23 protein-coding genes and 1 pseudogene are annotated in these 23,869 nt (G+C 53.9%); 7 read left to right on the top strand and 17 right to left on the bottom strand.

Annotated features, from left to right (window positions below):
• Window positions 1-379 precede the first annotated feature (379 nt).
• Together phoR and phoB are read right to left on the bottom strand one after the other, a co-directional pair.
• Window positions 380-1,675 (bottom strand): phosphate regulon sensor histidine kinase PhoR, encoded by a 1,296-nt coding sequence (gene phoR / locus ACLHV8_RS24910; protein ID WP_208594379.1) that lies wholly within the window; start codon window positions 1,673-1,675, stop codon window positions 380-382.
• A gap of 21 nt (window positions 1,676-1,696) precedes the next feature.
• Window positions 1,697-2,386 (bottom strand): phosphate response regulator transcription factor PhoB, encoded by a 690-nt coding sequence (phoB, locus tag ACLHV8_RS24905; protein WP_003859122.1) that lies wholly within the window; start codon window positions 2,384-2,386, stop codon window positions 1,697-1,699.
• Window positions 2,387-2,573: 187 nt separating this feature from the next.
• Here phoB and sbcD point away from each other — a divergent pair, with 187 nt between their 5' ends.
• A complete protein-coding gene (sbcD, locus tag ACLHV8_RS24900; protein WP_049007508.1) occupies window positions 2,574-3,779 on the top strand; it encodes an exonuclease subunit SbcD in 1,206 nt (401 codons plus the stop codon).
• Window positions 3,776-6,907 (top strand): exonuclease subunit SbcC, encoded by a 3,132-nt coding sequence (gene sbcC, locus ACLHV8_RS24895; protein WP_208594380.1) that lies wholly within the window; start codon window positions 3,776-3,778, stop codon window positions 6,905-6,907. Before sbcD ends, sbcC begins: the two co-directional genes overlap by 4 nt.
• Window positions 6,908-6,981: 74 nt before the next feature.
• Here the strand turns inward: sbcC and mak are convergent, their stop codons facing one another.
• Window positions 6,982-7,887: a fructokinase gene (mak, locus tag ACLHV8_RS24890; protein WP_208594381.1), complete on the bottom strand. Its 906-nt coding sequence runs from the start codon at window positions 7,885-7,887 to the stop codon at window positions 6,982-6,984.
• A 123-nt stretch (window positions 7,888-8,010) separates the two neighbouring features.
• Between mak and rdgC the strand changes: the two genes are divergently transcribed.
• Window positions 8,011-8,925 carry a recombination-associated protein RdgC gene (gene rdgC / locus ACLHV8_RS24885; protein ID WP_028017678.1) on the top strand — a complete coding sequence of 305 codons (915 nt, stop codon included), beginning with the start codon at window positions 8,011-8,013 and terminating at the stop codon, window positions 8,923-8,925.
• Between the two features lie 48 nt (window positions 8,926-8,973).
• Here rdgC and ppnP read toward each other — a convergent pair whose 3' ends face one another.
• The 5 genes from ppnP to ACLHV8_RS24860 all read right to left on the bottom strand — a co-directional run bounded on the left by ppnP (window position 8,974) and on the right by ACLHV8_RS24860 (window position 11,612).
• On the bottom strand, window positions 8,974-9,261 hold the full coding sequence (ppnP, locus tag ACLHV8_RS24880; RefSeq protein WP_008503270.1) for a pyrimidine/purine nucleoside phosphorylase: 288 nt from the start codon (window positions 9,259-9,261) through the stop codon (window positions 8,974-8,976).
• 71 nt (window positions 9,262-9,332) lie between these two features.
• The gene (locus tag ACLHV8_RS24875) at window positions 9,333-10,010 is read right to left on the bottom strand and encodes an AroM family protein (protein ID WP_028017679.1); all 678 of its coding nucleotides are present in this window, start codon (window positions 10,008-10,010) and stop codon (window positions 9,333-9,335) included.
• 237 nt (window positions 10,011-10,247) lie between these two features.
• Window positions 10,248-10,439 (bottom strand): protein YaiA, encoded by a 192-nt coding sequence (yaiA, locus tag ACLHV8_RS24870; RefSeq protein ID WP_028017680.1) that lies wholly within the window; start codon window positions 10,437-10,439, stop codon window positions 10,248-10,250.
• Between the two features lie 45 nt (window positions 10,440-10,484).
• Window positions 10,485-11,009, bottom strand: a complete 525-nt coding sequence (aroL, locus tag ACLHV8_RS24865) for a shikimate kinase AroL (protein WP_028017681.1) — start codon at window positions 11,007-11,009, stop codon at window positions 10,485-10,487.
• A gap of 144 nt (window positions 11,010-11,153) precedes the next feature.
• A complete protein-coding gene (locus tag ACLHV8_RS24860; protein ID WP_014830847.1) occupies window positions 11,154-11,612 on the bottom strand; it encodes a YaiI/YqxD family protein in 459 nt (152 codons plus the stop codon).
• Window positions 11,613-11,709: 97 nt separating this feature from the next.
• Here ACLHV8_RS24860 and proC point away from each other — a divergent pair, with 97 nt between their 5' ends.
• Window positions 11,710-12,519 (top strand): pyrroline-5-carboxylate reductase, encoded by an 810-nt coding sequence (gene proC, locus ACLHV8_RS24855; protein WP_028017682.1) that lies wholly within the window; start codon window positions 11,710-11,712, stop codon window positions 12,517-12,519.
• A gap of 16 nt (window positions 12,520-12,535) precedes the next feature.
• Here the strand turns inward: proC and adrA are convergent, their stop codons facing one another.
• From adrA to ACLHV8_RS24830, 5 genes and pseudogenes are all read right to left on the bottom strand, one after another.
• Window positions 12,536-13,639 carry a diguanylate cyclase AdrA gene (gene adrA, locus ACLHV8_RS24850; RefSeq protein WP_108090717.1) on the bottom strand — a complete coding sequence of 368 codons (1,104 nt, stop codon included), beginning with the start codon at window positions 13,637-13,639 and terminating at the stop codon, window positions 12,536-12,538.
• A gap of 102 nt (window positions 13,640-13,741) precedes the next feature.
• Window positions 13,742-14,062: a phosphate starvation-inducible protein PsiF gene (gene psiF / locus ACLHV8_RS24845; RefSeq protein WP_028017684.1), complete on the bottom strand. Its 321-nt coding sequence runs from the start codon at window positions 14,060-14,062 to the stop codon at window positions 13,742-13,744.
• A gap of 89 nt (window positions 14,063-14,151) precedes the next feature.
• Window positions 14,152-15,566, bottom strand: a pseudogene (phoA, locus tag ACLHV8_RS24840) (alkaline phosphatase).
• Between the two features lie 99 nt (window positions 15,567-15,665).
• Complete coding sequence (gene iraP, locus ACLHV8_RS24835) at window positions 15,666-15,926, bottom strand: anti-adapter protein IraP (RefSeq protein WP_049007514.1); 261 nt, start codon at window positions 15,924-15,926, stop codon at window positions 15,666-15,668.
• A gap of 210 nt (window positions 15,927-16,136) precedes the next feature.
• The gene (locus tag ACLHV8_RS24830; protein ID WP_028017687.1) at window positions 16,137-17,351 is read right to left on the bottom strand and encodes a multidrug efflux MFS transporter; all 1,215 of its coding nucleotides are present in this window, start codon (window positions 17,349-17,351) and stop codon (window positions 16,137-16,139) included.
• A gap of 293 nt (window positions 17,352-17,644) precedes the next feature.
• On the opposite strand from ACLHV8_RS24830, the gene ddlA reads away from it, so the two are divergent.
• A complete protein-coding gene (ddlA, locus tag ACLHV8_RS24825) occupies window positions 17,645-18,745 on the top strand; it encodes a D-alanine--D-alanine ligase (RefSeq protein WP_208594383.1) in 1,101 nt (366 codons plus the stop codon).
• On the opposite strand, the gene ACLHV8_RS24820 is transcribed toward ddlA, so the two are convergent.
• Window positions 18,742-18,978, bottom strand: coding sequence for a DUF2754 family protein (locus ACLHV8_RS24820; protein ID WP_028017689.1), 237 nt, complete (start codon window positions 18,976-18,978; stop codon window positions 18,742-18,744). The genes ddlA and ACLHV8_RS24820 overlap by 4 nt on opposite strands.
• Window positions 18,979-19,226: 248 nt before the next feature.
• On the opposite strand from ACLHV8_RS24820, the gene ACLHV8_RS24815 reads away from it, so the two are divergent.
• On the top strand, window positions 19,227-19,526 hold the full coding sequence (locus tag ACLHV8_RS24815) for a DUF2755 family protein (RefSeq protein WP_028017690.1): 300 nt from the start codon (window positions 19,227-19,229) through the stop codon (window positions 19,524-19,526).
• On the opposite strand, the gene ACLHV8_RS24810 is transcribed toward ACLHV8_RS24815, so the two are convergent.
• The 3 genes from ACLHV8_RS24810 to ACLHV8_RS24800 form a co-directional block, all read right to left on the bottom strand.
• A complete protein-coding gene (locus ACLHV8_RS24810) occupies window positions 19,523-20,620 on the bottom strand; it encodes a DUF1615 domain-containing protein (RefSeq protein WP_108090719.1) in 1,098 nt (365 codons plus the stop codon). The two genes, ACLHV8_RS24815 and ACLHV8_RS24810, sit on opposite strands and share 4 nt — an antisense overlap.
• Window positions 20,621-20,634: 14 nt before the next feature.
• Window positions 20,635-21,855 carry a peptide antibiotic transporter SbmA gene (gene sbmA / locus ACLHV8_RS24805; RefSeq protein ID WP_129323797.1) on the bottom strand — a complete coding sequence of 407 codons (1,221 nt, stop codon included), beginning with the start codon at window positions 21,853-21,855 and terminating at the stop codon, window positions 20,635-20,637.
• Between the two features lie 115 nt (window positions 21,856-21,970).
• Window positions 21,971-22,504, bottom strand: a complete 534-nt coding sequence (locus ACLHV8_RS24800; RefSeq protein WP_028017693.1) for an isochorismatase family protein — start codon at window positions 22,502-22,504, stop codon at window positions 21,971-21,973.
• A 204-nt stretch (window positions 22,505-22,708) separates the two neighbouring features.
• Between ACLHV8_RS24800 and ampH the strand changes: the two genes are divergently transcribed.
• Window positions 22,709-23,869: a D-alanyl-D-alanine-carboxypeptidase/endopeptidase AmpH gene (ampH, locus tag ACLHV8_RS24795; protein ID WP_208594384.1), complete on the top strand. Its 1,161-nt coding sequence runs from the start codon at window positions 22,709-22,711 to the stop codon at window positions 23,867-23,869.

Below are 23,869 nucleotides of genomic sequence, written 5' to 3'. Positions count from 1 at the left end.
AAAACATTGAGCTTTTCGATTTCCCTGGTGGGAAGATACAGCCGAAAAATTGCTCAATTTCAGCGGGAAATGCTCCCGTCCTGGCGTGGAGAAGAATAGTTTTTCGATTTACCACGCAAATACAGTCGGTCTGACAGTATCTGGGGCGCAATTTAAACGCTTATAACGTTTAAAGGCAAGGTGGGATCGCAAAACCAGAACAATATGCCACCATGAAAAAACATACCAGCACAATACGCTAATTATCAGAAAAACCCATGGCTAATCATGCGAACAAAAAACAGTCAGCCGTATAAAATTCATTCGCGTTTCGTTTGACTGCAAAGCAAACGGGCCAGCAAACGCTGACCCGTGGAAAGGTAAAATGACACACCCGTTATCAGGCGATCTTTTTGGCAATTAATCGTTCCGGGATCACGAAACTAAAGCGGGTTCCCTTACCCTGGGTACTCTGAATATCGAGGCGGCTTTCATGGTGATTGACGGCATGTTTTACAATCGCCAGCCCCAGACCGCTTCCCCCTGTCTGTCGCGATCGCGCCTTATCCACGCGATAGAAGCGTTCGGTCAGACGCGGGATGTGCTCCGGAGCAATCCCCGGACCATTATCCTCGACGCTAAATTCAGCGCCCGTAGGGGTATGCTGCCATCGCACCACGATCTCCGTCCCTTCCGGTGTATGATTCACCGCGTTATACACCAGGTTGGAAATGGCGCTGCGCAACTCATCTTCACTGCCCAAAACCTTCAGCGTATTGTCGACCTCAAAAGTCAGGTGGTGCTTCTTATGGCTTAACGTCTGTGCTTCACGCTCCACCACCCGCAGCATCATGGGGACATCAATGGTGTCATTCAGCGCAAGCGTTGGCGCCGCTTCGATCTTTGAGAGCGTCAACAGCTGTTTCACCAGACCTTCCATACGGTGCGTTTGCTCGCGCATGGTGTGCAGCGCTTTTTCACGTGGCGCACCTTCAAGCGTTTGCTCCTGCATCATCTCCAGGTAACCCTGCAGTACGGTCAACGGGGTGCGTAATTCGTGGCTCACGTTCGCGAAGAAGTTGCGTCGCGCGCCTTCCAGCTGGTGCATCTGGGTGACATCGCGCGCCACCATCAGCCACTGCCGATCGCTGTAGGGCATCACGCGGATTTCCAGATGGCGACCATTATTGAGTTTCAGATTATGCGGACCGGTAAAATCACGCTTTTTTAGATACTGCGCAAACTCAGGATAACGCAGAAGGTTGAGGATATTCTGGCCATTATCATCCGGCCAGCGCAACCCCAGCAACTGTTGCGCAAGACCATTACACCAGAAGATTGTCCCTTCTTCGGTCGTCAGAATGACCGCATCCGGTAGCGACTCCGCCCCGCTGCGAAAACGCTTGATCAGGCTTCCCAGTTCGCGGCGGCGCTTTTTATTACGCATCTGCATCTGATGCAAACCGTAAAGCAGCGGCTCCCAACTGCCGCTTCCCGGCGGCGGTGTCATACTTCGGTCAACCCATAGCCACCAGGAGAGGCGTAACAGGTTCCAGAAATGCCAGATCAGCAGCCCGGTGACCGAGGCCAGCAGAAACCACGGCAGATGTCCAAGAAAGGCCCCCAGAATGAAGGCCGGAATACAACATAAGATCAGTTCAAAGACGAGCCTTTTCCATGACAGACGTTCCAGCACGCGTCACACTCCTGTCATTGTTCAGAAACGGGTAGAAAAACGATAACCCGTGCCGCGGACCGTCTGCACCATGCGATCGTGGCCGCTCAGTTCCAGCGCTTTTCGCAGGCGGCGGATATGGACGTCAACCGTCCGGTCTTCGACATACACGTTAGTTCCCCAGACGTTATTCAGCAACTGTTCGCGGCTGTAGACGCGTTCCGGATGAGTCATAAAGAAGTGCAGAAGTTTAAATTCGGTAGGCCCCATGTCGAGCGGGTTTTCGCCCGTCATGACGCGGTGTGAGGTCGGGTCAAGGCTCAGACCTTGCATCTCAATCACCTCTTCCACTGCCATCGGTGAAATGCGGCGCATTACGGCTTTGATGCGAGCAACCAGCTCTTTCGGGGAAAACGGCTTAGTAATGTAATCATCGGCACCCGTTTCAAGCCCACGCACGCGATCCTCTTCTTCACCACGTGCCGTGAGCATGACTACGGGGATATCGCGGGTCATCGCTTCACGTTTAATGTGTTTGATAAACTGCAGTCCAGAGCCGCCAGGCAACATCCAGTCGAGCAGAATCAGATCGGGCCAGGGCTCATTCAACTGGTTCACCGCGCTGTCATAATCTTCCGCTTCAACCGGCTGGAAGCCATTTTGTTCGAGCACGAAGCACACCATTTCACGAATTGGAGCTTCATCTTCTACGACCAGAATACGTCTCGCCATACTTTGCCCTGTCTTATCTTATTTAAGTTACAAGTTTGTAATGCGGCGTCATTATGCGTCAGATTTATGACAGATTTATGAAAAACCTTACCACCATAAATGGCAAACTGTTGTTTTATTACAGCGGTTATTTTCCGCTCCCTGAATGTTTATAATCGTCTACATCTTTTTTCGCCACGGATCTCCTATGCGCATACTTCACACTTCGGACTGGCATCTGGGTCAAAACTTTTACAGTAAAAGCCGTGCGGCTGAGCATGAAGCGTTCCTGGACTGGCTGCTGGAAACGGCCCGATCGCGCGAAGTGGATGCGATTATTGTCGCGGGTGACATTTTCGACACCGGCTCGCCGCCAAGCTATGCGCGTGAGCTGTACAACCGCTTCGTGGTAAATCTGCAGCAAACAGGCTGCCATCTGGTGATTGTCGCCGGTAATCACGACTCCGTCGCCACGCTGAATGAATCCCGCGACATCCTGGCCTTCCTGAACACTACCGTGGTGGCCAGTGCCGGGCATGCGCCGCAGATCCTGAAAAAACGTGACGGTACACCGGGAGCGGTGCTGTGCCCGGTTCCCTTCCTGCGCCCACGCGATATCGTGCAGAGCCAGGCAGGGATGTCCGGCGGGGAAAAACAGCAGCATCTGTTGCAGAGCATCACTGACTATTATCACCAACAATATACCGATGCCTGTACCTTGCGCGGCGAACAGCTCATTCCGGTGATTGCGACCGGGCATCTCACCACCGTCGGAGCCAGTAAAAGTGACGCCGTACGTGACATCTATATTGGTACGCTGGATGCGTTCCCGGCGCAAAATTTCCCGCCTGCCGACTACATTGCGCTAGGGCATATCCACCGCGCGCAGATCATCGGTGGCTGCGAACACATTCGCTATTGTGGCTCGCCCATTTCGCTGAGTTTTGATGAAACAGGTAAAGCCAAGTCTGTGCATCTGGTGAGTTTTAACGGAGGTAAACTGAGCGCCGTCGAAACGCTGGAAGTCCCTGTTACCCAGCCGCTGGCGGTGCTGAAGGGTGACCTTGATGCCATCACCTCCCAGCTTGAACAGTGGCGTGGCACTGCGCTTAATCCCCCCGTCTGGCTGGATATCGAAATCACGACAGACGACTATCTGCATGATATGCAGCGAAAAATTCAGGCGCTGACGGAAGATCTTCCTGTCGAGGTTTTACTGGTACGCCGTAGTCGCGAGCAGCGCGAAAAAATCCTGCTGAGTGCTCAGCGCGAAACGCTGAGTGAACTTAAAGTCGAAGAGGTTTTTGAACGCCGACTGGCCCAGGAAGAGATGGACGATGCAAAACGCGCCCGGCTGAACGAGCTGTTCGCCCATACGCTCCACGCGCTGAATAACGAGGAGGAGAACGCATGAAAATCCTGAGCCTGCGTCTGAAAAACCTCAACTCACTCAAGGGCGAGTGGAAAATTGACTTTACCGCTGAGCCGTTTGCCAGCAACGGGCTGTTTGCCATCACCGGCGCGACCGGGGCAGGTAAAACCACCTTGCTCGACGCCATCTGTCTGGCGCTTTATCACGAAACACCGCGACTGCAGAAGGTCTCTCAGGCGCAAAACGATCTGATGACGCGCGACACCGCTGAATGCCTGGCGGAAGTAGAGTTCGAGGTAAAAGGCACCGCCTATCGCGCCTTCTGGAGCCAGAACCGGGCGCGCAACCAGCCGGACGGGAACCTGCAGGCGCCGCGCGTGGAGCTGGCGCGCTGCGAAGATGGCAAAATCCTGGCCGACAAAGTGACGGATAAGCTGGAGCAAACCGCCGCGCTCACCGGGCTGGACTACGGGCGCTTTACCCGCTCAATGCTGCTCTCACAGGGGCAGTTTGCCGCCTTCCTTAACGCCAAACCGAGCGATCGCGCCGAGCTGCTGGAAGAGCTGACCGGCACTGAGATCTACGGCCAGATTTCCGCCATGGTATTTGAGAAACACAAAGCTGCCCGCAGCGTGCTTGAAAAGTACGAGGCGCAGGCGGCGGGCGTTGTGCTGTTGAACGAAGAGCAACAGCAGCAGTTACAGCAAAGTTTGCAGGCACTTACTGACGAAGAAAAAACACTGCTGGCACAACAGCAGCGCCAGCAGAAGGATTATCAGTGGCTTACGCGCCATGATGAGCTTCTTCGCGAGCAACAGCGCGTAACCGTGTTACAACAGCAGGCGCAGCAGGCGCTGACCGACGCCGCGCCTGACCTGGCAAAGCTCCAGCTTGCTCAACCCGCCGCTCAGCTTCGACCGCTTTGGGAGCACCAGCAAGAGCAAGCCTCGCGTCTGGCTCAAACCCAGCAGCGAATTATCGAAGTAAATACTCGCTTACACGATAAAACCGCGCTGCGCTCGCGTATCCGTAATACCGCCATTCATACCCATGAGCAGTTGCAGACTGAATTAACGGTATTGACGCAGTGGCAGGCAGAACATGATCGATTCCGCTTATGGGGACAGGAAATGGCAGGCTGGCGAGCGCACTTCGCTCAGCTTGGCCGTGATAAAAATCAGCTTACTGCCCTGACCGCCCGCCTCACTGAATTACGCCATAAACGGGCCGCCCTGCCGGAAACAACCCTGACGCTGACGGTGGATGAGGTTGCAGTAGCGATGGAACAACAGGCGCAGTCACGAACGATGCGTCAACGTCTGACCTCGCTCCATGCCCGCTATCAGCCGCTACAAAAACGCCTGCACCAGAACGGTGAAAGCATGCAGAAGGCCCTGGCTGAGCAGGTAAAACTCAATGAAACATTGACGCTACGTCGCCTGCAATACAAAGAGAAAAACCAGCACTATCTGGACCTGAAAGCCCTGTGTGAACGTGAAGCGACGATTAAAGATCTGGAAAGCTATCGTTCTCAGCTTGAGGCAGGTAAACCCTGTCCACTGTGCGGCTCCAGCGAACATCCCGCCGTGGAGAAATATCAAGCACTTGAACTGACTGATAATCAGCGCCGCCGTGATGCCCTGGAAAAAGAGGTCGCCTCGCTAAAAGAGGAAGGGCTGCTGGTTCTGGGCCAGGTTAATGCCCTGACTCAACAGATCCAGCGCGAGACAGGCGAAGCGCAGACACTCTCTCAGGAAGAGCAAGCGCTCACTAAAGAGTGGCAGGAGGTTTGCGCGGCATTAAATATTTCGCTGAATATTCAGGAAGATATTGCCATCTGGATGAGCGAACAGGAGCACTATGAACGCCAGCTTTATCAGCTCAGCCAGCGTCTGACGCTGCAAAACCAGCTCAACGAAATGGAAGAGCAGGAACGCCAGTACCAGCAGCAACTGGCGACAACGCGTCAGGGGCTGGAAAGCGCCCTGGCCGCACTTTCACTCAGCGTACCTGAAGAAGGTACAGAGGCCGCCTGGCTGAACACCCGTGAAACGGAGTTCGCACAGTGGCAGGAAAAACAGACACAGCAGGGTGCGATTCAGGAACGTATAAACGCCCTGAAGCCACTGCTTGACGCACTTCCGGTCACCAACAGTGAAGAGACCGAACCCGCCATTCCTGACAACTGGCGCGCAATCCACGACGAATGCGTGTCTCTGCAGAGCCAACTGGCGGCACACCGGCAGCAGGAAACGCTGGAGCGTGAGCGCCTGCAGCAATCGCAGGTGCAATTCACCCAGGCCCTGTCAGCCAGCTGTTTTGCCGATCAAGATGCGTTCCTTGCCGCTCTGCTGGATGAGAACATGCTCCAACACCTCAATCATCTGAAGCAATCGCTGGAAAACCAGATACAGCAGGCAGCCGCCTTGTCCGGACAGGCAAACCAACAGTTGCAGGCGCACCTGGTGCTGCGGCCAGAAGGGCTCGACGCCGATGCACCAGGCCTGCAGATCCGGCTCCAGCAACTGACGCAGCAGCTTCGTGAGAACACCACGCGGCAGGGAGAGATCCGCCAGCAGCTTAAGCAGGATAGCGATAACCGCCTGCACCAACTGGCTTTAATGCAGCAAATTGAAGAGGCCAGCCGTCTGGCAGACGACTGGGGGTACCTGAATGCGCTTATCGGCTCCAGTACCGGCGACAAGTTCCGCAAGTTCGCCCAAGGGCTGACGCTGGATAATCTTGTCTGGCTTGCTAACCAGCAACTTAACCGCCTGCACGGGCGTTATTTGCTCCAGCGCAAAGCCAGCGATGCTCTGGAGCTGGAAGTGGTCGATACCTGGCAGGCGGATGCCGTGCGCGACACCCGTACGCTCTCTGGTGGCGAAAGTTTCCTGGTCAGCCTGGCGCTGGCGCTGGCACTTTCCGATCTGGTGAGTCACAAAACGCGGATCGACTCGCTGTTCCTGGATGAAGGGTTCGGCACGCTCGACAGCGAAACGCTGGATACCGCGCTGGATGCCCTCGACGCGCTAAACGCCACCGGGAAAACTATCGGTGTCATCAGCCACGTCGAGGCGATGAAAGAGCGTATTCCGGTGCAGATTAAAGTGAAAAAGATCAACGGGCTGGGATACAGCAGGCTGGATAAAGAGTATGCGGTGGAGTGAATGGGGGGCGGTGCGGTCTGGTGCCCTCACCCTGACCCTCTCCCACAGGGAGAGGGAATAAACACTCTTTGCTTTTATTCCGGCCACAACCAAGCCGCGCCGCGCACGCCGCTGGAATCACCGTGCAGCGCTTTGCGGATCGGGGTCTCACACTCGCCGCCAAACACCCACTGTTTCACCAGATTCGGGACCGTGCTGTACAGGCGGTCGACGTTGCTCATGCCGCCGCCGAGCACAATCACGTCCGGGTCGAGAATATTCACCACGTGCGCCAGCGATTTCGCCAGGCGCATTTCGTAGCGGCGGAGCGCCAGTTCAGCTACCGAATCCTGTTCTTCGACCAGACGCATGATCTCGCTCCCTTTGAGCGGCTGACCACTCAGACGGTGGTAATCGGTCGCAAAACCGGTACCGGAGATAAACGTCTCAATACAACCTTGCTTGCCGCAATAGCACGGTACTTCAGCGCGGTATTTAAGCTCATCTTCATCCATCCACGGCAGCGGGTTGTGTCCCCACTCGCCCGCCGTACCGTTACCCCCGATATGGGCACGCCCGCCAAAGGCCACGCCTGCACCGCAGCCGGTACCGATGATGACGGCAAAAACGGTATGGGCACCGGCAGCCGCGCCGTCAATCGCTTCTGAAACCGCCAGACAGTTAGCGTCGTTGGCCAGACGCACTTCGCGTTTCAGACGCGCGCTCAAATCTTTATCAAAAGGCTGACCGTTTAGCCACGTCGAGTTGGCATTTTTAACCACCCCGGTATATGGCGAGATCGACCCCGGGATCCCCATCCCAACGCTGCCGTTTTGTCCTGTCGCCTGCTCTGCCATTTCAACCAGTCTCGCGATCGTCTCGATAGTCTGGTGATAATCATCGCGCGGCGTAGGCAGACGGTGGCGGAACAGCTGTTCCCCCTGCTCGCTCAGTGCGATGACTTCTGTTTTGGTGCCGCCCAAATCAATCCCAATACGCACAAGACTCTCCTCATTATTTTGATTATCAACAGAGTAGAAGCACGCTTCCCGATTAGCAATGCAAGCGATGCGACAATTCGTTATCATGCCCGCTGATTTAACGACAAGGCCGTGGAAATTATCATGCTGTGGTTCAAAAATTTGATGGTTTACCGTCTCAGCCGCGACGTTTCGCTGCGTGCAGAAGAGATGGAAAAACAGTTAGCCGCTTACACCTTTTCCCCTTGCGGTAGCCAGGATATGGCAAAAACCGGTTGGGTTCCGCCAATGGGTTCACAAAGCGATGCACTGACCCACGCCAGCAGCACGGGTCAAATCATCGTCTGCGCCCGTAAAGAAGAGAAAATTCTGCCAACGCCGGTGGTTAAACAGGCGCTCGAAGCGAAGATCTTCAAGCTGGAAGCCGAACAGGGTCGCAAGCTGAAGAAAACCGAAAAAGATTCGCTGAAAGACGAAGTTCTGCACTCTCTGCTGCCGCGCGCCTTTAGCCGCTTCAGCCAGACCATGATGTGGATCGATACCGTTAACGGGCTGATTATGGTGGACTGCGCCAGCGCCAAAAAAGCAGAAGATACGCTGGCTCTGCTGCGCAAAAGCATCGGCTCTCTGCCGGTCGTACCGTTGGCGCTGGAAACGCCAATCGAGCTGACCCTGACCGAGTGGGTACGCAGCGGTGCTGCCGCGCAAGGTTTCCAGATCCTCGATGAGGCCGAGCTGAAAGCCCTGCTGGAAGATGGCGGCGTGATCCGCGCGAAGAAACAGGATCTGGTGAGCGACGAGATTGCCGTACACATCGAAGCGGGCAAAGTGGTGACCAAACTGGCGCTCGACTGGCAGCAGCGGATTCAGTTTATGATGTGCGATGACGGTTCCGTGAAACGTCTGAAGTTCTGCGATGAACTGCGCGATCAGAATGAAGACATCGACCGGGAAGATTACGCCCAGCGTTTTGACGCGGACTTCATCCTGATGACCGGGGAACTGGCCGCGTTGATTCAGAATCTGGTGGAAGGTCTCGGCGGCGAAGCGCAAAGATAACAGGCAAAGCGTAGGCCGGGTAAGCGTTAGCGCCACCCGGCTTATTTTTTATTTCAGATAGCGGCACAGATAAGAGGTCGGTTCAGCAACCTGCAGATGGAACTCGCTGTGGCCAGGAACGTTGAAAACTTGCCCGGCTGCGTAAACTTTCCATTCCGTTTCACCCGGCAGTAGGACGTTGAGCGCACCGCTAACGACCGTCATCTCTTCCGCTTCGGCCGTACCAAAAGTGTATTCCCCTTCGGCCATGACACCGACACTGGCGCGGCCAGTGCTGCTGCTGGTAAAACCAATGGATTTCACTTTACCGGAAAAGTATTCGTTACTTTGAAGCATGAACTGGCCCTTATATTTTTAGATAAAAATTCACTATAGGGGCCATGCTCATCACCTGTCACGCAAAATCATTACGTCAGAAGCTCTGAAGCCAGGCGAGCCATCAGAACATTGGATAACAGCACCGGCACATCCAGCGCCTTCTGCAGTAAATCGCGATGATGCTGGTGGAAGCCAAGACAGTCCAGAATCAACACATCCGCCCCTCTCTCCAGCAACTCACGTCCGGCCTCAATCAGTGCGGCATCGCTATCCCAGAAAGGATTTGCCAGCGCATATAAGGGCACTTTTTCAAGCACGTGCCACTTTGCCTCCTGGTTGTCCATCAACTCTTCAATCGGGACGATGACCCCCACCTGATGACCATCAACAATTGAGGCCACCAGCGGCGGGATGATGCGCATCGGCTCCAGCAGAATCGCATTACGCGCCGTGAGACCTTTAATGGGTGCGGTACTCATCAGCAAAATAACGTCATAACCTTGATTATCGAGCACTTCTATCACCCCTTGCAGCGAGCGCTCGATTTTCTGACGCGAAACATGCGCCAGTTTACCGTCACTTAATAACGTCGCCAGGGGATCCTCCCCCGCCTCGACAGCGTAGTCCTCCATGACCTCTTCCCGACTCATCTTCCCCAGCAGGCTAAGATGCGTTATCTGTTGTTCAGAGACATGCTCGGTTAAGAGCGGTAACACTTCGCTTACAGGGACCACACCAATGGTGAGGATCGCCAACGTCGCCTTCATCTTTATCGCCTTCCATTACTACAACATCGTGCACACAGGTACAGGCTCACTACGCTGCACAGTTCATTTTTTCAACAAAACAGCACCAAGCGTAGCAGGTGATCTTCACATCGAAATGTAAAGATCGACCGTCAATATCGGAGTTACTTGTAATAACTAAATATTAACTCCTGCTTAACTTTCTCGATGAGTAAAAAGTGTGATTCAGGCACGATCCTGGAGCGTTTAGGAAAACGGTCAGGTTATATCAGGATCTTCGTAGCGCCGTTTCGCATCCAGCGCTTCCTGTTCAGTCTCGTGTTCACTGATCAGCGAGTCTGGTTTAGGGTGATCGGCACGCAGTTGATACCAGGTAACAGTATGACCCGTATGGCCTTTTTCAACGGTAATAATGCGCGCTTCACGCGGATAGGGAGGTCTGGTCGGCATAGCTCATCCTTTTTTATATGTCTGAGCTATAAGTATAGACGCCGGTTAGCTGGCACAAGCCAAACGTAGAGCAGTAATAATCTGGGTAACCACATCTTCAGGAGCCGCAGAAGCATCCACCACGTGGTGTGCTGCTTCACGGTATAGCGCATCACGTTCAGCCAGCACTTCTCTCACCTCTTCGCTAAGCGGTCTGGAGGTCAGTGCAGGACGTTGCCCCTCTTCCGGAAAGGCTTCCAGACGCCCTACCAGAGCCGAAACAGGTGCACTGAGATAGATCACAATCCCTTTTTCGCGCATAAAGTGGCGATTACATTCAGCCAGAACAATGCCCCCTCCTGTCGCGATAACCGCAGAAGGTGTGGTTACCGCTTTCAGCGCTGCCGTTTCACGTGCGCGGAAGCTGTCCCATCCTTCCTGTTCGACAATGTCCGCGATCGTTCTTCCGGCCTCTGTTTGCAACCAGTGGTCAGTATCCACAAACTGACGATCGCACGCGCGTGCCAGTTCCAGGCCAACGGTGGTTTTCCCACAGCCGCGGGGGCCAACTAAAAAGATGGGTTGGGTCATAACCAGGTGTTCCCCTTGATGCCGGATGGCCGAAGAGTGTAAAGAAATAATTGCAGAAGATGTTTCGATTACTTTACTGCAAAGCGGTACGGGATGACAACCCTGAGGAGGCCATACTGTACCACAAATTGACAATGGTTATCATTACGCGGTGCGACGCTTCACTTCCAGCAACCATTTATCCAGCTCTGCGGCAAACTGCTGACGATCGCGCTGGGATAAGCTGTCTGGCCCACCCGTCTGCACACCGCTGGCGCGGAGCGTATCCATAAAATCACGCATAGTGAGTTTTTCCCGAATGGTCGCAGGTGAATAACGCTCACCCCGAGGGTTAAGCGCTGCAGCCCCTTTCTCCAGCACTTCGGCAGCCAGAGGGATATCCGCCGTGATCACCAGATCTTCCGCGCTACACAGACGGACAATTTCGTTATCAGCCACGTCAAACCCGGCCGGAACCCGCAACGCGCGAATGAATCTGGAAGGAGGGACGCGAATATTCTGGTTCGCCACCAGCGTTAGCGGCATCTGAACACGCTCGGCGGCACGGAACAAAATTTCTTTAATCACATTCGGACACGCGTCCGCATCAACCCAAATCGCCATATTGTCTCCCCTTAATGACTCTGCCGACTATTGTCGCCTGCATTTCGTTGTTAAGCTATCAATCAGAGAAAACAACGCATAATGACGGAGAGTCGTGATGGATAAGAAAATCGGGTTTATCGGCTGCGGTAACATGGGCAAAGCCATCCTGGGCGGCCTGATCGCCAGCGGGCAGGTGCTGCCGGGTCAGATTTGGGTTTATACCCCGTCACCTGATAAAGTCGCCGCGTTGCGCGATCAATACGGGATCAACGCCGCCGAAAGCGCTCAGGAAGTCGCCCAGGTCGCCGATATCGTCTTTGGCGCCGTCAAGCCGAACATCATGATCAAAGTGCTGAGCGACATCACCTCCAGCCTGAATAAAGAGACGCTGGTCGTCTCCATTGCTGCGGGCGTCACGCTGGATCAACTGGCGCGCGCGCTGGGTCATGACCGTAAAATCGTCCGGGCGATGCCTAATACCCCTTCACTGGTCAACGCTGGCATGACTTCCGTCACGCCAAACGCACTGGTGACCACGGAAGACGTGGCTGATGTCCTGAACATTTTCCGCTGCTTCGGTGAAGCGGAAGTGATTGCCGAATCCATGATCCATCCGGTTGTCGGCGTGAGCGGTTCAGCCCCTGCGTATGTCTTCATGTTCTTAGAAGCGATGGCCGACGCCGCAGTACTGGGCGGTATGCCGCGTGCGCAGGCGTATAAATTCGCAGCACAGGCAGTTATGGGTTCTGCCAAAATGGTGCTGGAAACCGGTAAACATCCTGGTGAGCTGAAAGATATGGTTTGCTCCCCTGGCGGTACCACCATCGAAGCGGTGCGGGTACTGGAAGAACGCGGATTCCGTGCTGCCGTCATCGAAGCGATGGCAAAATGCATGGAAAAATCAGAGAAACTGAGTAAATCCTGATCGTCTCAGCCGGGTGTCAGGCAGCCACTTCTGTGCGGCCACGCCCGGCATTTTTTGCCTTGTACAGCGCCACATCAGCCGCCTTGAGCCACTCCCGGTAGTGCCCAAACTGCGGCCCCCAGGTGGCGATACCTACGCTTATGCGCAGGGTTTCTTCAGGTGCGCAAGGTAACGACAGTTTTTCCAGCCGTTCATGAACCCGGGACATAACGGCGATTGCGCTGTCAGCGGCTGTCCGCGACATAATCACCGCAAATTCATCTCCACCAAAACGGCCTATTGCATCGCCTGAACGTACCGAAATCTGCAACTGACGCGTAATCGCAATGATCGCCTCATCACCCACATCATGCCCCCAGGTGTCGTTGATGTTTTTAAAGTGGTCGATATCAATCAGCAATATTGTTGCCGTACCATTATGACGTCGGCACTGCTCAAATTCGTTTCGCAACAGCATTTCCCAGTGTCGACGATTAAAGACTCCTGTCATTCCATCGCGTGTACTCATCATTTCCAGCCGCCGCTTATGTTCAGCCAGCCTGACGGCAGTGCGATGGCTTAGCCAGGCAAACAGCATGGGATAAAGCACAAACACAGGAAGCGTTAAGCCCCACTCCACCGGATCAGGATTAAAGACCACCACTCTCCCGACCGGGGGCAGCGTCAACAGTGCGGAAAGCAGGGTCAATATGATCCCCGGAATGAAGAGTCGACAGCCGCCGGAGCCCATCATATTCATGCCCACCATCATCACCAGCGCGGTTGTGGGTAACGCATTTATCCCCATCACGCCAATCCAGAGCCCGGCGATAATGGCATCCATTTTGAGATTGAAAATTTCCTGCTGATGAGGTGATGAAGCACGACAAGATAACTGCCAGGCGAGATGAGGCCAGATGAACGCCCATCCCACCAGTAAAAGCCACCAGCCACCGGGTAAAAAATGGGTGACCAGTATCCCCGCTACAGGGAAAAACATCGCCGCCAGCCCGACAGCGCGCGCCAGCCGAACTCGCCGGGCAAACTGAATGCCAGCACGGTGAGGGGCATCCAGAGAAAGGGTTAAATCCCACTCTTCGCGAATGCATTTTTTGTTGTAATAAGATTCATCATTCATCATTTTTGGGAATATTCTGAAACATTTTCCCAAATTATAGAGAGGGGGGGTGCGAGGAAAGTATGAAATTTCGGGTGAGTCGCCAGAGCCACTCACCCGTTAGAACTACGCTTTTTTCTTCAGGCAGGTGCTCATAAATTTACTGCGATCGTCACCTTTCAGAGACTGCTCAGTGGCCTTCGCATTACAGTCGCGCATTTTCTGCTGCTGTGGCGTCAGGCTTTTTTCAGCAGGTTTAGATGCGCCATTTTTAAGGCAATCGCTCATATAGGTCTTACGGGCATCCCCCTTCAGACTCTGGGACGTGGCCTGTTGGTTACAGGTGGTCATGCGTTGTTGCTGAGGCGTTAATGTTTTCTCTTCCGCGTTCGCCGATGAAATCAGGAACAGGCCAGAGAGCAGAGTAACCAGTAATGTTGTTTTCATTGCACCATCCTTTTGTAAACATTCCCTGTAAGTCTGGTCCGTGACAGGAAAAAAGTCACCCGGCAGAGACAAATTCCGCCGGGCTTTTATCATTTAAGGCCTAGTGCCGCTTTCATGGTGTAGAACAGATCGGTTTGATCGGTCAGTCCTACCACATTTGCCGCATGCGGTCCGTAGGCGGCAATACGCAGCTGAGTGCCCGTGTGCTCCATGGACTCTTCTTCAGAGTTGCCATAGCTCAGCACCATTACAGCACCATCTTTCGTGTTCAGCGCCTGCGTCAGGCCTGGCGCTTTGGTATCTGCCGGGATGATCTGGCTGGCGTGCGCATGGTCCGCGGTGACCACCACAAGAGTGTTTCCGTCTTTCTTCGCGAATTCGAGTGCCTTCTGCACCGCTTCGTCCAGGTCGACGGTTTCGCCAATCTGGCCACACGGATTCGCCGCATGATCTTGCTTGTCGATCGACGCGCCTTCCACCTGCAGGAAGAACCCTTTTTCGCTCTTGCTCAGCAGAGAGATCGCTTTATCGGTCATTGCCGCCAGCGTCGGCACGCTGTCAGTGCGTTTCGGGTTAGGAGTACAGGTCACGGCAGGCTTATCAATATTGCCGTGATAAGAGGCTTTTGGACCTTCCCAGCGCACAGGCATATTGCCATCAGAGAACAGTCCCAGCAGCGGTTTGTCTTGATTCGCCTCAGTGATTGCTGCCAGAGCGCTTGCATCGCTCACCAGTTGATAGCCACGAGCCTGTGCCTGCTCACGCAGCGTTTTACCCTGCCATTCGCCAGCCGTCGCGGTTTCTGCAAAGGTTTTCGCCCCACCGCCCAGCGTGACGTCAGCGCGTGCATTCAGCAGTTGTTCAGTAATCGAGCCTTTGCCCCCTTTTTCCAGGGCGTTGGTTGGACATTTTTCACTGGTCACCGACGGGCCGTAGCACTTACGTGAAGTCACATGCGATACCAGCGCCGCCGGCGTCGCGTCCTGAAGTTCAGCGGTAGAAACGTTGCCGGTGGCCAGCCCCGCCGCTTTTGCCATTTCCAGAATGGTTTGATGATCTTTTTCGTGAATATCGACACCCAGCGCGCCATTATAGGTTTTACCCCCGTAGACCACGCCGTAGCAGAGGCAGCCGAATCCGTTACGTAATCCGGTTTACCGGTTTTTTTATCCAGTGAGTAATGGGTATATTGTCCGGTCAGCGGCAATGCGTCGATACCTTTAAAAAATCCGCCTGCCCCCTCGGCATAATTTCGCGCCGCTGTTATTTCGGAATCACCCATTCCATCGCCAATAAGCAGAATGATATTTTTCGCCGGTTTCTCATTCAGCGAAGCGCGAATAGCGGCTGTTTGATCTTCAGATAAACGGCGTGCGCCGCCTGGCTGAGTGATATCCCCTTTTGCTGCGCGATTATCCAGCATGTGAGTATTGGACGTATCAGCATAAATAGCAGGGGTAATAAACAGGGGAAGTAATGCGATGAAAAGTGCGCTCTGTTTCAATTTATTTTCTCCATGTACAAATACATAAAAATAAAAACAGAGCGACTATAGGCATCCTGCATGACAATTCTATGACACGTCGTTATGTCCGGCGACGGTTTAGCTGCGAGGATGCCTCAAGAGCTTCTTTACGTATTGCTGGAGCAACTCTGCATCCTCAACCGGAACCTGAGTATCGGGTTTTGCCTTATCCAGCGCACCTTCGACGCTCTCTATTAATGCCTGCTGGTCAGATTTAGCCATCTGTCGTAATAGTGCGGTGACAACAATTTCCAGAGCTTCGACCTGGGCGACCAGTTCTTTTGACTCCTCTTCCTTTTGTGCAAGCTTGACCAGCAACTCAGCAATGAGATTTTTCATCGTGTTATTTCCTTATGTGATTTCCCCTGAAACTAACATCAAGAGGGAAATATGCAAAGCGGAGAAAGGTATTATCTTATGCAAAAGTGACGACATCGAAAAAAATAGGGTTTCGGAATTATCAGCGAAACGTTTTTCTATAAAAAATGCCGCATTGGGTGATAGAAAAATGCGGCAATCATAAGAATATACAATACATCGACAGAAGCATTATCTTGCCGATTTTACCTCCGCCATGTGCCTGCGGCGCCGCAGAGCAATAGCCAGCTGGATAATGTTGATCAAAACAACAATCGCCGTCGCGGCAAATACCCAACGAAAACCGGCCATCGCGGAAACAGAGGCGCCAATAAGCGGACCGGCAACATTACCCAAATACATAAACGACTGGTTATATCCAAAAATACGCCCTGTCACCTGGTCGCTGGAATATTTGACCAGCAAGGTCTGTACCGCAGGCAGCATTGCGCCATCGGCAAAGCCGAGCAAAAATCGCAGCACGCCAAGCTGAAGCGGAGAGGTCACAAACGACATCGCGAAAAAGAGCACCACGGCAAAAATCAGCGTAGCCATCAGAATTCGCGCCGTACCGATCCTATCCCCCAGTTTTCCCAACCGTGGTGCAGAAATCAGTGCCGATACGCCTGGCACGGCGGCGATCATGCCGCTGAGAAAGGCGATATTATTGCTGTCTGGCTCCATCGACTTAATAAACAACGCCAGAATCGGCCCGACCGAACCGTTACAGAGCTGGATCACCATAGTAGTAACAAACAGGCTGATCATGAGCCCAGGGTAAGGCAGAGAGGCGAAGACAGCCTTGCCACTCAGACGTTCAGATTTGCTGATAACGGGACGACCGCCCTCTTTGATAAGAAAAAGCGTGACCAGAAAACTGACCACCAGCAGGATCGCGGTAATGATAAATACGGCGCGCAGCCCGACGTGGTCCGCCAGAAAGCCCCCCAGCAGCGGGCCGCCAATTACGCCGCTAATCTGTGCGGTGGAAAGCGTACTCAATGCCCAGCCGCTACGTTCTCGCGGCACCTGCGAGGCGACCAGCGCCATGGCATTCGGAATATACCCGGAAGTCAGCCCCATCACCGCCCGCAGGAAAAACAGTTGCCAGACGTTGGTGGCGAAGGCCTGCAGCAGAATGGCAATCGCCATCCCGAGCGAGGCGCGCAGCAGCATCAGCTTTCGGCCTTTCCGATCCGCCAGGCTGCCCCACATTGGTGACACAATCGCGGAGACCAGAAACGTGACGCTGAACGTCAGACCAGACCACATGGAGAGCGCCTCGTGCGAGGTCACACCCAACTGTGACACATACAGCGGCAGGAACGGCAGGATCTGGCTGATGGCGAGCCCGGTAAAGAAGCAACCGAACCAGACCGAGATAAGATTAACTTTCCATGATTCCATAAAGAAACAGTCTTCATTTTTAGGCGAATTCGCCTACAGATTAGCAAGTTACGCATACTGACGTCGCACCAGAGATGCGGCCTTGATGACTTTGGTGTTTTATCTTCCCAGTCATCATATTTGTGAAATAAGTCACAAATCATCCATTTCCAGGCGAGATTTTATGCTTCAGAAGAGTTTTCCCTCTCCCACTTCCCCATCAACATTCCCCAAAACATTATGGCGGAAGGCCGCGAAACCCGCAGGGCATCGTGGTATGTTATTGGCTTTTCGTCATACTGGAAGAGAGTGAGATGGCAAAGCAGCGCGTAGGTATTGTCTTTGGGGGAAAATCAGCAGAGCACGAGGTTTCATTGCAATCAGCCAAGAATATCGTTGATGCAATTGATAAAAGCCGTTTCGACGTGGTGCTGCTGGGCATTGATAAACAGGGCCAGTGGCATGTTAACGATGCTAGCCAGTATCTGCTTAATGCCAACGATCCAGCACATATCGCCCTTAATCCTTCGGAAATTAGCGTCGCCACTGTGCCCGGCGTCGTGAAGGGGCAACTCATCGACGCTGGCAATGCACAGTCTCTCGCTCAGATTGATGTCGTGTTCCCCATCGTTCACGGTACTCTGGGTGAAGATGGTTCCCTGCAGGGAATGTTGCGCATGGCCAACCTGCCGTTCGTCGGCTCGGACGTCCTCGGCTCTGCCGCGTGCATGGACAAAGACGTCACCAAACGCCTGCTGCGTGATGCCGGGCTGAATATAGCGCCTTTCGTGACGCTCACTCGCGCCAACCGCGACAAACACAGCTTCGCGCAAATTAGCGGAGAGCTGGGTCTGCCGCTGTTTGTGAAACCGGCAAACCAGGGCTCCTCCGTAGGCGTCAGCAAAGTCACCAGCGAAGAAGAGTTCACACAGGCTGTCCGTCTGGCGTTTGAATTCGACCATAAAGTGGTGGTTGAGCAGGGCATTAAAGGCCGTGAAATTGAGTGTGCCGTGCTGGGCAATGATTTTCCACAGGCGAGCACCTGCGGTGAAGTGGTCTTAAACAGCGACTTCTACTCCTACGACACCAAATACATTGATGACAAAGGTGCTCAGGTTGTCGTGCCTGCCAATATCGATCCCGCAATCAACGATAAGATCCGGGCGATCGCCATTAACGCCTATCAGACACTCGGCTGCAGCGGTATGGCGCGTGTGGATGTATTCCTGACGCCGGAAAACGAGGTGGTCATCAATGAAATCAACACGCTGCCGGGTTTCACGAATATCAGCATGTATCCGAAACTTTGGCAGGCGAGCGGGCTGAGCTACTCTGAACTTATCACTCGCCTGATCGAGCTGGCGCTGGAGCGTCATGCCGCCGACAGCGCCCTTAAAAGCTCCGTAAACGGTTAATCGGCGCTCTTCGCCGTCTCCGTCTCATCCGCTGTCGTTTCTTCAGGACGACGGCGGATAATCAATCCAGCCAGCCAGAAGCTGATCACCCAGGTCACCAGCCCGACGGCATAGGTTTGCCATCCTTTTGCTTCAAATCCCAGCAGCCCCACGACGCCGTTAAGAATAAAGATCAGCCCGATAGCAAAGGCGTAGTAGTGCCAGTCACGGCGTAGTTTGGACGTGAGTTTCATAACAACTCCGGCAGGAAAAAAAGACATCCTCTCACAGTTTTACGGCCAGGTCTGTGGCGGATACGGAAATTCTGAAACGCGACGCAATTTCACTTAAGGGATGAAATTGTGATGTGCTGCAGAAATCGACAATCCAGGAGAATTCCTGAGGGAAAATTACCACGATTCTGATATTGACAAATGCGATGACCTGTCAAACTCCCCCTGTAAGAAGCGTATTGAACAGAATGATATTTCGGGAGGTCATCATGGCTGATTTTACATTGTCGAAACCGATTTTTGGCGGCAAACCAAAAACCTCCACGGCAGGTAATATTGCTTATGCCCTGTTTGTTCTGTTCTGCTTCTGGGCCGGTTCCCAGCTGCTCAATATGCTGGTTCATGCGCCAGGGGTATATGAACACCTGATGCAGGTACAGGATAACGGACGCCCGCGAGTTGAGATTGGGTTTGGTGTCAGTACCCTGTTTGGCCTTGTTCCCTTCCTCGCCGGTTGTATGATTTTAGGCGTCGTGGCGTTAGTTTTGCGTGTTCGCCGCCGCCGTTAAAGCCCCATACAACGCGCCCGACGATCGTCCACCCGCTTTGCGAACCATGCGGTTGTCAGGTTACGCGTGATCTTCGGGCTTTCCAGTTGAATACCCGGCAGAATAGCTCTCGGTAACGTTTTCCCGCTCTTCTGCTCGGCAAGAGCAAAGACTTTCTTGTACAGATCCGTTTTCTCAAAGGCCAGGCTATCACCTTTCTCAAGCTGACGGCGAATATCGCTGTTGCTCAGGCCAAGCGCTGTCGATAATTTCCGTACCGCCAGCTCGGTGCTGCCCGCCTCGCTGCTGCCGTAAGCGATGAGATCGCCGTCCAGCGCCAGCTTGACGCCGCTTGCGCGGCTGACCGCACTCTGAAATGCCGCATTACGGCTGGCATACCAGCCCGCGTTAAAGTCGGCAAAACGGTACAGCGGCTCATTGTAGTTCGCCGGATAGTTCAGCAGATGATACGTGCCGAACCACAGCCCACCGCGCAGGGAGAAGACCTCCTGGCGCACCGTACCGTCGATTTTCCACGGGTAGCCGTCGGTATGCTTCTCCGCGAACGCGATGCTCACCTGCATCGGGCCACCGGTGTGTACCGGGTTCAGTGAGCCAAACAGCTTCTGCCCCATCGGGACCATACTGATGAAATCATCAAAGATGGCGCTGAGCTGTTTTTCAGTTTTCACCGTATCCAGCCGTTCGCTGTAGCTTTTGCCGTTTGGCGAGGTGATTTTAAGCGCGGTATGAACAAGAAAGACCGGGATATGCATGGATTCCGCGCGGCGGTCGATCTCTTTCCAGGCAATTTTGTTCAGACCCGGCACCACCGGGTCTGACTGGTACATTGATTCCTGCTGCGCCACCGCCAGTACCGAGCAAATATTCTCCTCGGTCGGCGCGATCTTTTGGCTTTCAAAGGTTTTTGCCAGCGCCTCTGCCCACGCATTGCGATCCTTCACGCTGGCGGGCATTTTCTGCCGCACAACGCTTGCCACATCAACCGGCTTTTCGCCCTTCTTGAGCGGAGCAGCCCCTTTTTCGGCGCATCCGACCAGGACGAGAGCAGTCAGTAAGGACAACGGTAACGCACGCGGTACGGCAAAAGACATAGCAACTCCCTGTATTAGCTAAAAGTATTGGTCACTTCCTGCAGGTCACGATCGTCCAGCTCACGTTCAAAGCTGCGCAGACGTTTGTAGATAGACATCAGCTCCACCAGCGTGGTCCAGGAGTTGATTAAGTACTGGAACGCCCCACGGACCTGACCGAAAACGTTAGTGATCTGCGTCATCAGACCGAGCGTAATCGTACCCGCAACAATGGACGGGAACAGCAAGAACAAACCGAAAACGTTATCCACCTGCAGATACAAAATGCGCGCAATGTTGAAATACATATAGTGGAAGTAGAGACGGAAATAGTTACGACGCACAGCGCTGAACAGCTCACGTACGGTCGGTGGCGATGCACGGTTTGCATCATCTTCACCGTATACCAGCTCTTTACGATAAGCCGCTTCGACACGCTGATTTTTAAACTGCAGCCCTGGCAGTTTAATCCCAACCACCGCCAGCAGCCCCGTCCCCATCAGAGACCAGACGATTGCTGCAATCACCAGACCGTACGGTAGATGGCCGACAATAGGCAGATCCGGCACATGCGCCGAGAGTGTAACCAACACGGGCAGGAAGGCAATAAGCGTCATAATGGCATTGATAAAGCTTACGCCCATGTCTTCAAGGGTGGAGGCAAAACGCATGGTGTCTTCCTGCACACGCTGCGCCGCACCTTCGATATGGCGCAGGTGTTGCCAGTGCGCCATATAGTGTTCGTTCATCGCGGTACGCCAGCGGAAAACATAGTGGCTGACGAAGAAGTTGTTCATCACACCGATGACTACAGCAATAAGAGCGATGCCAAGGAAAATGCCTACCTCGTGGTAGAACTGATTAATGGTCACTTTATGCGGTGAACTCAGCGCCGTCTGGATCAGATCATAGAACGGAGCATACCAGGCGTTGACCGCCACACCCACTTCCACAAGGAACCAGGTCACAAAAATAATCAGTGATGTGCCGAGGATTGACCAGTATTGCCAGCGGTGCGGAGAGTACACAAACCAGAACAGCGCAAACATCCCCACGCACAGCGTGTAATAGGCATAAAACAGCAGATAGCTCAGCGACCAGAAGCGCGCCGCGCTAATCGGTACATCGCCCGTCGCACCCGTGATGCGCGTCAGCCAGGTACCGCCGCCCGCCTGCCAGAAAATAACGGCGATCAGTGCCCAAATAAATGCCGACAGGAAAAATGGCCCCGGCTTTGGGAAAAAAGACTTAAACATAATGCTTCCTTCTTGTTGTTATGGCTTTTGCTGTGTTCAACACATCACCACACGAAAATCATGCCTGAGCCCGTCTCAAGGCTCAGGCAAAAAGGTCAGACCCGAGGGTTAATTATTAGTTCGCTTTCCAGTTTTCGAGAATTGTTTCGGTGCGTTTCACTGCGAGAGGATTCGCCGGCGCGATGAAGTTACGCCAGACGTCGTTGTGGTGGTTAATCAGGATCTGCGCATCTGCCGCCGGGCGATTGGCGGTAGTGTGAGCATCTTCCGCCACGGTGATGTGATAACCCCGGCTCACACCGTTCTTGATCGTCGCATCGACACAGTAATCCGTGGCACAACCACAGATGACAAACTCTTGAATACCCTGCTCGCGTAATAGCGCCTCAAGCGGCGTGTTATAAAACGCATCGCAGGCCGTCTTGGTAACATAGAGCGCATCAGCAGGCTGGTGCAGTTCAGGCAGCAATGCAAACCCATCACTTCCCTCTTCCAGCCCCCCTGCCTCGGTATGCTGGATAAAAATCACCTTGTCGGCTGCCTGCGTAAGCTGGTTGATCAGAGAGACACACTTTTCACGCTGATGACGAGGCGTTTCAAATACGCCGTTCTGCATATCGACAACCATAACCACACGCTTTTCAGACATACCGTTCTCCGTAAGATTGAGTGACACAGGTGCCTATCATAAGCCCGATGTCACAAAATGGGAGATGGCTTGCAAGTAAATTGTTCATATTTACCCATGGTTACGTTTTTCTCGCTATCGTTATGCAATTCGGGGCATTGCAAGGTTCCGATTAGTAGTATAAATACCCATTACTTTCCTCATTCACTTCATGGATGCTTTTCGTTGAAACGTTGTCTGCTCTCTTTTGCCGCGCTGTGTGCGGTGAGCTTTTCTACCGCCCAGGCAGCCCAACCGCTGACGGCGCCCGTTCTGGCTTCAGATATTGCCGATCGCTACGCGAACCTTATCTATTACGGCAGCGGCGCGACCGGGATGGCGATGGTCGTGATCGACGGCAACCAGCGCGTGTTCCGCAGCTTTGGCGAGACGCGCCCAGGAAATAACGTTCACCCGCAGCTGGATTCCGTTATCCGCATCGCATCCTTAACCAAGCTGATGACGAGTGAAATGCTGGTGAAACTGCTCGACCAGGGCGTGGTTAAGCTCGACGACCCGCTCAGCAAATACGCGCCGCCTGGCGCGCGCGTTCCGACCTACCAGGGCACGCCAATCCGGCTTGTGAACCTTGCCACCCATACCAGCGCCCTGCCGCGTGAGCAGCCAGGCGGGGCGGCGCATCGTGACGTATTTGTCTGGCCAACGCGCGACCAGCGCTGGAATTACCTGAGCACCGCCACGCTGAAGGCAGCTCCGGGTTCGCAGGCCTCCTATTCAAACCTGGCGTTTGACCTGCTGGCGGACGCCCTTTCTACGGCGTCTGGTAAACCCTACACGCAGCTGTTTGAAGAGCAGATAACCCGTCCGCTGGGCATGAAAGACACCACCTTTACCCCGTCCCCGGACCAGTGCCGTCGTTTGATGGTGGCTGAGAAAGGCGCTAGCCCCTGTAATAATACGCTGGCGGCCGTGGGCAGCGGCGGGGTTTACTCCACGCCTGGCGATATGATGCGCTGGATGCAGCAGTTCCTTTCATCGGATTTCTACTCGCGCAGCAGCCAGGCCGATCGTATGCAGACCCTGATCTATCAGCGTACCCAGCTGCACCGCGTTATTGGGATGGACGTGCCGGGTAAAGCCGATGCGCTCGGCATGGGCTGGGTCTATATGGCGCCGAAAAATGGCCGTCCGGGAATTATTCAGAAAACCGGCGGCGGCGGTGGATTCATCACGTATATGGCGATGATCCCGCAGTCAAACGTGGGCGCGTTTGTTGTCGTTACCCGCTCTCCGCATACGCGTTTCGTCAATATGAGTGACGGCCTTAATAATTTAGTGGCTGAACTGAGCGCCAATAAAGCTCAGGTGCTTACCGCGTCCAACTGA

The sequence above is a fragment of the Enterobacter sp. CPE_E863 genome (assembly GCF_046521465.1).
Classification (GTDB): domain Bacteria; phylum Pseudomonadota; class Gammaproteobacteria; order Enterobacterales; family Enterobacteriaceae; genus Enterobacter; species Enterobacter adelaidei.
Note: the sequence above shows the minus strand (reverse complement) of the source record. Positions and strands in the feature narration are given on the sequence as shown.